The sequence below is a fragment of the Aminobacter sp. MDW-2 genome (assembly GCF_014250155.1).
Lineage (GTDB): Bacteria > Pseudomonadota > Alphaproteobacteria > Rhizobiales > Rhizobiaceae > Aminobacter > Aminobacter ciceronei.
Genome location: NZ_CP060197.1, coordinates 248,252 through 260,702 on the forward strand (window position 1 = coordinate 248,252; position 12,451 = coordinate 260,702).

Annotated in this window: 8 protein-coding genes and 1 riboswitch; of the genes, 3 read left to right on the forward strand and 5 right to left on the reverse strand. The window is 62.8% G+C overall.

Translation table 11 applies throughout. The annotated features are described in order from the left end of the window. Positions 1-79: 79 nt before the first annotated feature. From cobF to H5P29_RS01280, 5 genes are all read right to left on the reverse strand, one after another. A complete protein-coding gene (cobF, locus tag H5P29_RS01260) occupies positions 80-838 on the reverse strand; it encodes a precorrin-6A synthase (deacetylating) (protein WP_154384600.1) in 759 nt (252 codons plus the stop codon). Next, positions 835-1,068, reverse strand: coding sequence for a hypothetical protein (locus tag H5P29_RS01265; protein WP_154384599.1), 234 nt, complete (start codon positions 1,066-1,068; stop codon positions 835-837). Before H5P29_RS01265 ends, cobF begins: the two co-directional genes overlap by 4 nt. Continuing rightward, positions 1,059-2,186, reverse strand: a complete 1,128-nt coding sequence (locus H5P29_RS01270; protein WP_154384598.1) for a ribonucleotide-diphosphate reductase subunit beta — start codon at positions 2,184-2,186, stop codon at positions 1,059-1,061. Before H5P29_RS01270 ends, H5P29_RS01265 begins: the two co-directional genes overlap by 10 nt. Positions 2,187-2,213: 27 nt before the next feature. After that, on the reverse strand, positions 2,214-5,099 hold the full coding sequence (locus H5P29_RS01275; protein WP_154384726.1) for a ribonucleoside-diphosphate reductase subunit alpha: 2,886 nt from the start codon (positions 5,097-5,099) through the stop codon (positions 2,214-2,216). Between the two features lie 109 nt (positions 5,100-5,208). Further along, positions 5,209-5,421: riboswitch (cobalamin riboswitch) on the reverse strand. Between the two features lie 75 nt (positions 5,422-5,496). Then, positions 5,497-7,257, reverse strand: a complete 1,761-nt coding sequence (locus H5P29_RS01280; protein ID WP_154384597.1) for a peptidase domain-containing ABC transporter — start codon at positions 7,255-7,257, stop codon at positions 5,497-5,499. 358 nt (positions 7,258-7,615) lie between these two features. On the opposite strand from H5P29_RS01280, the gene H5P29_RS01285 reads away from it, so the two are divergent. The 3 genes from H5P29_RS01285 (at position 7,616) to H5P29_RS01295 (ending at position 12,449) form a co-directional block, all read left to right on the forward strand. Beyond that, positions 7,616-9,916: a TonB-dependent hemoglobin/transferrin/lactoferrin family receptor gene (locus H5P29_RS01285; protein WP_154384596.1), complete on the forward strand. Its 2,301-nt coding sequence runs from the start codon at positions 7,616-7,618 to the stop codon at positions 9,914-9,916. 64 nt (positions 9,917-9,980) lie between these two features. Beyond that, positions 9,981-11,717, forward strand: coding sequence for an ABC transporter ATP-binding protein/permease (locus tag H5P29_RS01290; protein WP_154384595.1), 1,737 nt, complete (start codon positions 9,981-9,983; stop codon positions 11,715-11,717). Positions 11,718-11,726: 9 nt separating this feature from the next. Then, positions 11,727-12,449, forward strand: coding sequence for a hypothetical protein (locus tag H5P29_RS01295; RefSeq protein WP_185910226.1), 723 nt, complete (start codon positions 11,727-11,729; stop codon positions 12,447-12,449). Positions 12,450-12,451: the final 2 nt, after the last annotated feature.

Genomic DNA, 12,451 nt, shown 5'->3' on the forward strand with positions numbered 1-12,451 from the left:
ATAAAGACATCTTTATGTCAATATGTCGAGTGTGTCGTTATCGCATTTGCGACCACGCGCAACACGACCAGCCTGCCGGCTAGTCCGGCTGCTTCAGCAGATAGGTGTCCATGATCCAGCCATTTTGCTCGCGCGCCTGTTTGCGGATGCGCTCGATGTCGCCGACGACCTCGCGCAACTTACCCGACACCAGGATTTCATCCGGCGTGCCGACATAGGCGCCCCACCAGATGTCGAGATCACCATCGAGACCGGCGAAGGCACCTTCGCCGTCGAGCATGACGACGACGCTGTCGGCATTGTTGGGAAAACCCTCCGCAAGCTTGCGACCGGTGGTGATGGCGATCGACTGGCCGATCCTGTTCAGCGTGACCTTGTGCCGGGCGGCAAGCGCCTGAATGCTGGTGATACCCGGAATGACATCATATTCGAGTTCGAAGCCGCCCTTGGCCTGCAGCCTGTCGAGGATGCGCAGGGTGCTGTCGTAAAGCGTCGGATCGCCCCAGACGAGGAACGCGCCGCACTCGTCTTCCTCGAGTTCCTCCATGAGCAGCTGTTGGTAGACGCCTTCGACAGCGTCATGCCAATCTGCGACGGCGGTGCCGTAGTCCTCCGCCGCCGGCCTGCGGCGAGGCACCTCGAACGCGACGGTGCGATAGCTCTGGTCGCGGATGAAGCGTTCGCAGATCTCGCGCCTGACCCGCGCCAGCCCGTCCTTCTCGATACCCTTGTCGGGGATGAAGAAGACGTTGACCCGGTTGAGCGCATCGACAGCCTGGATCGTGACATAGTCGGGATTGCCCGCACCGATGCCGATGACAAGAATCCTTCGCTTCATGACGGCATGGCCGTGCCGCCGCCGAGTTCGGCGGCAAGGTCCAGAAACAATTGCCTGAGCCGGCGCGGCCCCGGATGCCTGCCACCATATTCGGCGAGCCGAGTGGCCTGCCGCGAGGCGGCCTCGTGGAGGTTGCCGCCTTCAGGCTGCGCGACCAGCCAAGCCAGGAACACCTGTTCGGGTTCGGGCATGACCGATGCAATGGTGGGACGGTTCCAGGTCAGTCCCATGCCAGTGCTCCACCATTCTGGTATTCGATGACACGGGTCTCGAAGAAGTTCTTCTCCTTCTTCAAATCCATCGCCTCGGACATCCACGGGAATGGGTTCTCGACTTCGGCGAAGACCGGCTGCAGGCCGAGCTGGGCGCAGCGCCGGTTGGCGATGAAGTGCATATAGGTTTCGCAAAGCGCTGCATTGAGGCCAAGGAAACCGCGCGGCATCGTATCGCGGCCATAGGAGGCCTCGAGCTCAGCAGCCGTGCGGATCATGCCACGGATCTCATCCTGGAACGCCGGCGTCCACAGATGCGGGTTCTCGTGCTTGATCTGGTTGATGACGTCGATGCCGAAGTTCAGATGGATCGACTCGTCCCGCAGGATGTACTGGTACTGCTCGGCAATGCCGACCATCTTGTTGCGCCGGCCCAAGGACAATATCTGGGCGAAACCGGTGTAGAACCACATGCCCTCGAAGATGACGTAGAAAGCGACGAGGTCGCGCAGGAAGGCCTGGTCCGCTTCAGGCGTGCCGGTCCTGAAATCCGGATCGTCGAGATGCTGTGTGTGCTTCAGCGCCCATGCCGCCTTGTCGGTGATCGAGGGCACCTCGCGGTACATGTTGAACAGCTCGCCTTCGTCCAGGCTGAGGCTCTCCACGATGTACTGGAAGGTGTGGGTGTGCACCGCCTCCTCGAATGCCTGGCGCAGCAGATATTGCCGGCATTCCGGATTGGTCAGATGGCGGTAGATGGCCAGCACGATGTTGTTGGCAACCAGGCTCTCCGACGCGGCGAAGAAGCCGAGATTGCGCTTGATCATGCGCCGTTCGTCGTCGGTCAGCCCATCCTTCGACTTCCACAGGCCGATGTCGGCCTGCATCGACACTTCGGTCGGCATCCAGTGATTGTTGCAGCCGGCGAGATATTTCTCCCAGGCCCAGCGGTATTTGAGCGGCAGAAGCTGGTTCACGTCGGCACGGGCGTTGATCATGCGCTTGTCGTCGACGCGGACGCGGCCACCGCCGCGTTCGATCACACCCAGCCCCGTGGCATCGGCAAGCGGGACGTCGCCTGTGAAGGCGGGGTGGATGGTTGCAGCGGCAGCCTTTGGTTCGGACCAGTCGAGCATCTTGTTGTTCCTTTTCCTGATCGCCGCTTACTGGCAGGCTTCACATTCGGGATCGTCGATGGCGCAGGCCTTGCCCCATGCGACATCGGCGTTGACGATGATTGGGGCTGACGCTGCAACAGCGACAGCGGAGACGGAATTGAGCTTGCCGTCGGTGCCCTTCAGCGTCGACTTCTCGACATGCGAGGCCGAGCGCGAGCGCAAATAGTAGGTCGTCTTCAGGCCCTTGTTCCATGCCAGGCGGTAGAGCGCGTCGAGCTTCTTGCCGCTTGGATCGGCGATGTAGAGGTTGAGCGACTGGGCCTGGTCGATCCATTTCTGCCGACGCGACGCTGCCTCGATCAGCCAGGCACTGTCGATCTCGAAGGCGGTAGCGAAGAGCGCCTTGAGGTCGTCGGGGATGCGGTCGATCCGGCCGATCGAGCCGTCGAAATATTTGAGGTCGGAGACCATGACCTCGTCCCACAGGCCGCGCGCCTTCAGCTCATGCACCAGTGCTGCGTTGACCACGGTGAAGTCGCCGGACATGTTCGATTTGACGAACAGGTTCTGGTAGGCCGGCTCGATCGACTGCGCGACACCGCAAATGTTGGAGATGGTCGCAGTCGGCGCGATCGCCATGGTGTTGGAGTTGCGCATACCTGTCTTCCTGACGCGCTTGCGCAAGGCATCCCAGTCGAGCGTCGAGGCGCCGTCCATGTCGACACCGGGGCGCGCCTTGGCCAAGAGGTCGATGGAATCGATCGGCAGGATGCCCTTCGACCACAGCGAACCGTCAAAGCTCGGATAACGCCCGCGTTCGGCGGCAAGGTCGCAGGACGCCGAAATCGCGTTGTAGGAGATCGCCTCCATGCTGGCGTCGGCGAAGGCCACGGCAGCGTCTGACGCATAGGGGATCTTCAGCGCCTGAAGTGCATCCTGGAATCCCATCAGGCCGAGGCCGACAGGACGATGCTGCAGGTTGGAGCGCCTGGCTTCGGGGATGGTGTAGAAATTGATGTCGATGACATTGTCGAGCATGCGCATCGCCGTCTTCACGGTGCGCGCCAGACGGTCGATGTCGAGCCCCTCGGCTGCGATATGATTGGCAAGATTGACCGAACCGAGATTGCAGACGGCGACCTCGTCCTTCGAAGTGTTGAGGGTGATCTCGGTGCAGAGGTTCGACGAATGCACGACGCCGATGTGGCCCTGCGGCGAGCGGATGTTGCACGGGTCCTTGAAGGTGATCCACGGATGCCCGGTTTCGAACAGCATGGTCAGCATCTTGCGCCACAGGTCGAGCGCCCTGACCGTGCGGAACACCTTGATGCCACCAGCCAGAGCCTTGGCCTCGTAGCTTTCGTAGGCCGCCTTGAACGCCGTGCCATAGAGATCGTGCAGGTCGGACGCCTCGTCGGGCGAAAACAGCGTCCACACGCCATCGGCCTCGACGCGCTCCATGAACAGGTCCGGCACCCAGTTGGCGGTGTTCATGTCGTGGGTGCGGCGGCGGTCGTCGCCGGTGTTCTTCCTGAGGTCGAGGAACTCCTCGATATCGACGTGCCAGGTCTCGAGATAGGCGCAGACAGCACCCTTGCGCTTGCCGCCCTGATTGACGGCGATAGCCGTGTCGTTGGCAACCTTGAGGAACGGCACCACACCCTGGCTCTCGCCATTGGTACCCTTGATGTGGGCGCCGAGGCCGCGCACCGGGGTCCAGTCATTGCCTAGCCCGCCGGAATATTTGGCCAACAGCGCATTGTCCTTCACCGCCTTGAAGATGCCGTCGAGATCGTCGGCGACGGTGGTGAGGAAACAGGACGACAATTGCGGGCGCAGCGTGCCGGAGTTGAACAGCGTTGGCGTCGAGGCCATGAAATCGAAGGACGACAAAAGATCATAGAACTCGATGGCGCGGCTCTCGCGGTCGATCTCGCGGCCTGCCAGGCCCATAGCCACGCGCATGAAAAAGGCCTGCGGCAGTTCGAAACGCTTGCCTTTGCTGTGCAGGAAATAGCGGTCATAGAGCGTCTGCAGACCCAGATACTGGAACTGCAGGTCGCGCTCGGGCTTTAGCGCGGCACTGAGCCTGGCAAGGTCGAAACGGCCAAGTTCGGGGTCGATCAATTCGGCCTTGATGCCGGTGGCGATGAAGGCGGGGAAATAGGTGGCATAGCGCTGGGTCATTTCGGCCTGGGTGGCCTGCTCAGACCTGGCCGAGACGAAGCTCAGTGCCTCGCGCCGCAACCGGTCCAGCAACAACCGGGCGCTGACGAAGGCGTAGTTCGGTTCAGTTTCGACAAGCGTACGGGCGGCCAGGATCGGCGCCAGCGAAAGCTCGTCGGCGGTGATGCCGTCATAGAGATTGCGCCTTGTCTCGGCCAGGATCGCATCCGCTGAGACGGCCTCGAGCCCGCTGCAGGCCTCGTCGACAATGCGGGCCAGTCGCGTCTCGTTCAGCGGTGCCAGGCCGCCGTCATCGGCCTTGACCTGGAGCGGCGGTGCGGCGACCTCGACCGACGTGACCTTGGCGGCAGCGCGTTCGCGGGCACGTTCCTCGCGGTAGAGCACATAGGCGCGGGCGACCTTGTGATGCTCGGAGCGCATCAGCGCCAGTTCGACCTGGTCCTGGATTTCCTCGATGTGGAAGGTGCGGCCGCTATCTGCCCGCCTGGTCAGCGCGGCGAACACCTGGCCGGCCAGTTCCTCGACGACGTCGTGGACGCGGCGCGAACCGGCGGCCACCGAACCCTCGGTGGCGAGAAATGCCTTGGTCAGCGCCACAGTGATCTTGATCGCATCGAACGGCGTCACCGCGCCGTTGCGCCGGATGACACGGTAGCCAGGTTCGGACGCGGTCTCGGAACCCTGGCTGAGAGCGGACGGAACGCTGTCGGTTCCGCTGGATTGAAGTGTAGAGGTCGCCGGCATCATCTTCCCCGATGGTTTGGGGGCGAAGGGCCTTGGGCGGACGCATGCCGGATTTCGGCCGGCGCAAGCCAGCAGAACGCAAGCGCACCACCGGACACCCCGCCCGTGGACGTTCAGACTCGATCGCGGCAGGTCTCCTGGCTCGCAGGTCATTGCTGCTGTCTGGCCTTCCCAGCGCCCATTGGCGCCAGTGGCACTACGCGACAGCAACTCACTGCTTACAGTTGCGGGGGCAGCGCCGGCATTGCGAAATCGCGCACCGGCTTCCCTCTTAGCTCCCGAGCTGGAATCAACTCGGAAGACCACGATGTCTACATATAGTATGACTGCCCGGCGTCGTGTCAACAGGTGGAAGAATCATTTCCACCCTCATCGACCGATCAACGCCGGCGGCCGATCAATCCCTGACGTAGTCGCGCCACAGCGCCTGATAGACCGGGCATTCGGCAGTCAGAGCCTCATGGCTGCCCGTGCCGACGATCCTGCTATCGTCGAGCACGACGATCATGTCGGCCGAACGCGCCGAAAAGAGATGATGCGTGACGATGATGACGAGGCGGTCGCGGCCGAAGGCCAGCAGTTCACGTTCGAGCGCCATCGCCGATTCGGCGTCGAGCGCCGAGGTCGGTTCGTCGAAAACGGCGATGTGCGGATCGCGCAGCACGGCGCGCGAAATCGCCAGGCGCTGGCGCTGGCCGCCGGAGAGGTTCTGCCCTGCCTGGACCAGTTCGGTGTCGATGCCTTTGGGCAGGCCGGCGGTGAACTTGTCGGCGGAGGAAAACGCCAGCGCCTTGTCGATCTCGTCGTCGCGAAGCGGGCGCGGCAGCGACGCCTGAAGGTTCTCGCGGATGGTACCCGAAAACAGCGACGTCTCCTGGTCGACAACACCTATGCGGCCGCGCAGCCAGCGCGGATTGTAGGCGCGGACGTCGATGCCGCCGATTGCCACCTTGCCGGCATGATCGCGCTCCAGTCCCAAAAGCACGCGCAGCAGGCTGGACTTGCCGGAGCCATTGCGGCCGACGATCGCCACGACGCCCGTCGCCGGCAGCACCAGGCTGACACCGTTGAGTGCCGCAGCCGTCGCCTCGGGATAGCGGAAGGTCAGATCCTCGACCGTGATCGGGCCGAAATCAGCAGCACGCAGCGCCGGGGCAACGATGGCGCGCTCCGGCTGGCGCTTGAGGAAAGCCGCGAGGGCCGAGACGGTGGCGCTCACCGAATGGAACTGGATCAGGATGCCGGCACTGGTCAGCATCGGCATGGTCGCCCGGGTGACGAGCAGCTGCAGCGCAAGCAGGCCACCGATCGTGAGATCGCCGCGCAGGATGCGCCAGCAGCCGACGAGGACGACGAGCAGCGTCAGGATCTCGCTCAGCAGGCCAAGCGTGAACGAATAGGAGTGCGAGAGGTCGAGTATGTGCCAGCGCGCCTTGATGGCTTCGGCCGACTTCGCGGACCAGCGCCCGATGAAGAAGCGCTCAACCGCATTCGACTTGATGCCGCGGATGTTGCCTACCGTTTCAGCGGTCGCCCCCTGCAGGGCGCCGTTGAGGCGGAACGAGCTGCGGCTCGCCTCGCCCAGCTGGGCATTGGTCTTGCGGGCAAAAACGGCGAAGATCAGGGCAACGACAAAGGCCAGCAGGCAGATGAGATAGTCGTAGTACAGCGCCACGGCGAACGAGACGGCAGCACCCAACATGGTGAGGAAGAAATTCGGCGCAGCGCTCAGCATGAAGGTGGCGACACGCTGGGATTCGTTGAGGAGGTTGATCGTGCTTCCGCCTGCGGATGCCGAACTCTCATAGGGGATGCGCATGAGGCGGAAGTAGATGCGTCTCGACAGCCGGGCGGTGAACCTTGCGTCCACGTCGTTGATCGGCGAGTTGTGCCAGCGTGAGGTCATGTGCCTGATAACCGCCGCCACGATGGCGATGGCGGCGAACTGGGTCGCTGCCCAACCGTCCTTGCCGACCATGACGCTGTCGACGATCTTCTGCGAAAGGATCGGAACCGTCACCGAGAGCACGATTCCGGCTAGCGAAAGTGCAATGGCAAGAAAAAATTCACGGCGGTAGATGCCCATGATCCGCATCAGTATCCGCCAATCGCCGAGCGGTATCTTGCGCAAGGCGTTCAGTTTCTCTCGAAATTTCATTGCCTACCCGACGCCGCTCGAACAACAGGGACGGGTTCGCTAGGTCATTCGCGCTTTCCTGTCAAATAATATGACAATGATAGTCATATTATTGTGAAACGCTTCGGCGAAAAGCGCCCGCCTCGCGGAACGACGCACAAAACAAGTCTTCCAGATCCTCGCCAGCCGTAGCTGGGCGGCGCCGGCATGTGTCTGTTCCAGGTGAGGCCAGGTGTCGCGCCGCGCATCACCCGGCTTGCACACACCGCAGGACCCATTATACAGCCATCACCAATCTTGAGTCACAGACTCATATTAACTTACGCCAGCCCTTCGTTCGCGGACAGCCAGCTTTTCCAGATTTTTCGAGGGGGCTGTCATGTCTAACGTTCACACCGGCCGCGGTTCGCGGTCGCAAATGCTTCTGGCCGGCGTTTCGCTTCTGTTGCTGCAATCGGCCGGTATCGCCAGTGCCCAGACGGCAACGACACCGGCCAAGAAGGTCGAGGAAACGAAGCCGCTGCTGAGCAATGAAGAGCGCATCGTGCTCGACAGGCTCGTCGTCACATCGGCGCGCACCACCGGCAAGGTGCTCGACATTCCGATGTCGGTGTCGGTCATCGACCGCGAGACGCTGCAGCGCCATGTCGTCCGCGACATCCAGGACATGGTTCGCTACGAGCCGGGCGTCACCGTCTCGCGCACGACATCGCTTACCAATCCGTTCGGCCAGCTGACCGGCTTCAACATCCGCGCCATGGGCGGCAACCGCGTCCAGATGAGTGTCGACGGCAGCCGCATCCAGGAGCAGATCATCGACGGCAGCCGCGACTTCGTCGACCCCTTCAACATGCGCAGCGCCGAGATCGTACGCGGTCCGAACTCGGTGCTCCAGGGCGCCGATGCGCTGGGTGGCGCAGTCGCATTCCGCACGCTCGACCCCGACGATCTTCTCAACGGCTCGAAGCCATGGGCAGTCGAGATGAAGACCGCCTATGACAGCTACGACGATTCGTTCCGCAAGCAGGTGAGTGCGGCCGCTGAATCCGGCGACTTCAAGTTCCTCGGCAGCTTCGGTCATCTCGGGGCGTCGGAAGGCGATTTCAGCAACAGCCGCGCCGATGGCGGCCAGTGGGGCTGTCCACGCCAGGCGATCTGGCCGTGCAACAAGGCGTTTCCCGCCGACACCGACGCCTTCAACGGTCTGATGAAGCTGCAGTGGAACCCGACCCAGGATCACGAGGTCAAGCTGACCGGCGAGTGGTTCAACCGCAACACGACGATCCAGCAGATGTACGACTCGTCTGCGGGATCGACGTACGTCAACACCAGCTGGCAGCGCGAACTGGAGATGGAGCGTTACAGGCTGGCCCTGTCGCACGACTGGAAGGTCGACGCGCCGTGGCTCGATGAGATCAAGTGGCAGATCTCCTATTCGCCGCAGAAGCGCGACACCTACAGCAATCAGCTGCGCACCTACCCAACGCGCCGCCAACAGAACATCCAGGTCCGCAATTATGGCGAGGATTTCCTCGAGGCCGACGTGCAGGCCAACTCGTCCTTCGAACTGGGCGGCCTGTCGCACAAGCTGACCTATGGTTTCGACGGCGATCTGACCAAGAGCAACTATGACGGCTACAACATCACCAACAACCTGACAGCTGGCACCACGACCACCGCCAACAACCAGGGCTTCAACTTCCCGAAGGTCGACACCGTCCGCGCCGACATCTACCTTCAAAATGAGATCAAGCTGTTCGACGACCGGCTGACCATCACCCCAGGCGCGCGCCTGGCGCACTATTCCATCGATCCCACCGGCGACGCCGACTACAAGCCGAAGCCCGGCTTCGAGCCCAAGAAGATCGACGAGACCAAGCTGATCAAGCGGATCAGCGCGATGTATGAGCTGAACGACACCTATACGCTCTATGCCGGCTATGGCGAAGGCTTCAAGATGCCGACGTCGCAGCAGTTGTTCGTGTCGTCGGACAATCTTTTTACGTCTCCGCCATCCGTCCTGATTCCCAATCCGAACCTGAAGCCTGAATCCGTGCGCAGCTATGAGGCCGGCATTCGTGGCGAGCTCGACAAGGGTTACTTCAGCCTCACGGCCTTCTATGCCGACTACAAGGATTTCATCCGCTCTCTGCAGGAGGTTCCGGGCAGGCCGAACCACTACACCTCAGACAATGTCGAGGACGTGAAGGTCTGGGGCATCGAGTTCGGCGGCGAGTACGAGGTCTACGAAAACCTCTACCTGAACGGCTCGATCTCCTACCAGAAGGGCACGCAGCGGATTTCGGCAAGTGCTGCCGAAACGGCCTTCGACGGTGCGGTACCGCTCACCGCGGTGCTGGGCGGGCGTTACCTTGTCCCCGACTGGAACCTCGAAACGGAGTTGGTCGCCACCTTCGCCCATGGCGTCACCGAACGCGCCGACCCCAACGCCTTCAAGCCGGGCGGTTATGCGGTGTTCGACGCCTATGCCCGCTGGAAGCCGACCGAAAATGTCGATGTCGACTTCGGCATCCAGAACATCTTTGACCGCCGCTATTTCCCCAACACCCTCACTGGCGTCACCAACGTGATCTCGGGGCCGGTGGCCAACGCCAACAATCCGGAAATGCAGGTGGCGCCAGGCCGCACCTTCAAGCTCGGCGCAACGGTGCGCTTCTGAGCCAGATCGACAGCGATCCGACGCAGGGCACGTTGCCCTGCGTCTTGCATGAAAGGCCATCGCGGTGACCAACGTCCTCAGGCAGTTCGTTCGCCTGCTCAAGCTCTGCATTGCCGGCAAGGGTGGCAAGACGAGCCTCGTCTGCCTCACCGCGGTCATCGCGCTGCAACTGGCCGGCATCTATTTCACCATCAGGCTGGTGAGCTGGACCTCGGAATTCTACGGTGCGCTGGAAAAGGTCGACGCCAAGGCGGCGGTCTGGCAGATCTGGATCTTTGCCGGCATCGTCGCAGCCAATTCGGTGCGCTCACTGACGGCAGATTACCTGCAGAAAATGTTGCATATCAGGTGGCGCAAGTCGCTGACCGAGGCAGCCCTCGGCTCGTGGTTCGCCGACCGCGCCTATTGGCGACTGACCCAGGGCGACTGCCCGCGCGACGTCGACAATCCCGACCAGCGCATCGCCGACGATTGCGGCCTGTTCGTCAAGGGTATCCTCGACGAAGGCATCGAGCTGATCACCAAGATCGTCGGTATCTTCTCCTTTCTCGCGCTGCTGTGGGGGTTGTCGACCTTCGCGCTCAACTTCTCGCTGTTCGGTTTCGACGTCTCGATCCCGCGTTACATGGTCTGGGCGGCGTTCATTTATGTCGCACTGTCGAGCGGGCTGACGCATCTGCTCGGCCGGCCGCTGAAATCGCTGTTCTACACGCAGCAGAAGCGCGAAGGCGATTTCCGCTTCGCCATGGCGCGCATCCGCCAGTCGGCCGACGAGATCGCGTTGATGGGTGGCGAGAACGTCGAGCGCACCGGGCTCGACCGCCGCTTCGACGGCATCGCACAGAACTGGCGCAAGATGGCGGGCCGCGAATTCCTGCTCGGCTGCTTCACCTTTCCCTATTCGCACACGGTGCTGCGCATCCCGCTGTTCGTTGCCCTGCCCGGCTTTCTCGCCGGCAGCATTGCGCTTGGCGGCCTGATGCAGATCGCCATGGCGTTTTCCAACGTCGTCACCACGCTGTCCTGGTTCATCTTCTCCTACAAGCCGCTGTCGAACCTCGTCGCCGCGTCTTCCCGTCTCGATGGCTTCCTCGCCGCGACCGAGGCGGTGCGCGGCCGTGCTTCGGGCATCGTCCAAGAGGCGTCGTCCGGCGGACTGCATGTGCACAAGCTCACGCTGCGGACACCGGAGGGGCGCGAGCTGCTGCCGCTACCGCGCCTCGATATCGGCGCCGGCGAAGCAGTGTGGCTGCGCGGGCAGTCGGGGCTAGGCAAGACCACTCTGCTCAAGGCGATGGCCGGCGGCTGGGACCATGGCGACGGTCGCATCGAGATGCCCTCGGCCAGCAAGCTGTTCCTGTCGCAGAAGGCCTATTTCCCGCAAGGCGACGTCTTCGAAGCGGTCGCCTACCCCGCGCCAGCCGAGGCCTTCACGCGACAGGAATTGCGACAGGCTATCGAAGCCGTCGGCTTCGGCGACAGCGACATGCTGCGGCTCGAAGATGCCTGGGAAGGCCATCCGCTGGTGTTGTCTGGCCTCTCTGGTGGCGAACTGCAGCGCTTGGCGCTGGCTCGCGCGCTTGTGCTGAAGCCGGACTGGCTGTTCCTCGACGAAGCCACCAGCGCGCTCGACGAGACGGCCGAGGCCGAACTGTTTTCCGTGCTCAAGAAAGAGTTGCCGGCCACGACATTCGTTATCGTCGCGCACCGCAGCCCGAAGGCGCTGGGGACCATTCGCGTCATCGATCTCGATCCGAAAGCCGAAGCGGCGAACGAAAATCCAGCACTGCAATTCGCATAGGAAATGCCCATGACCGCCCGCACGCCCCACAAACGCGAACGCCTCGACGTCGCCCCCACCGCCCTGCTGGCGCGGCTGCCGGCCATCGGCCGGGTGATGATCAACTCGGAAAGCATGGGCGCCACTCACGAGCGCATCGGCCCGGTCGAGAAAGTTCGCATCGAGGATGGCTGGCTGGTCTGCGAAGGGGCCGAGCACAACTCCCGCATCGAGCTGGCGGCGGTCGTCACAATCATCGTCGATCGCACGTCGGTGATGCGCGAAAAATCCTATCCGCGCATCGAACTGCGCGGCGCCGACGGTGAGAGCATCGCCAATGTCACCGGCTTCGAGGGCCTCGAACCGTTCGACGCCGTGCTTGCGGCCTTCCCGCAAGGCACCGAGCTTGCCGCCGAAGAGCGGACCGGCAGCCTGGACGAGCGCAAGGAACTGGACGCCGACGATGCCGGGCTCGAACCCTTCGCCGCGGCCGAGCGCAACGGCGGCCGCGTCAGGATCGAGTTCAGCCGTCCGTCCTTCTGGCAGGCCTGGGAAGGCGACATGCCGGTGGTCAAGCCTGTCATGGGCTACGTCAACGTCATGCGGCCGGACTTCCATCTTCATCTCAAGGGCGGATCGGTCGGCGGCTGGCGCCGCGAGGACAACGCAGGCGAGGCGCGCTTCGTCGCGCTGACCGCCGAAGGCGCCGAGACCGGGCTCACCGTTTCGGGCGCGCAGACGAGCTTCGGGTGACC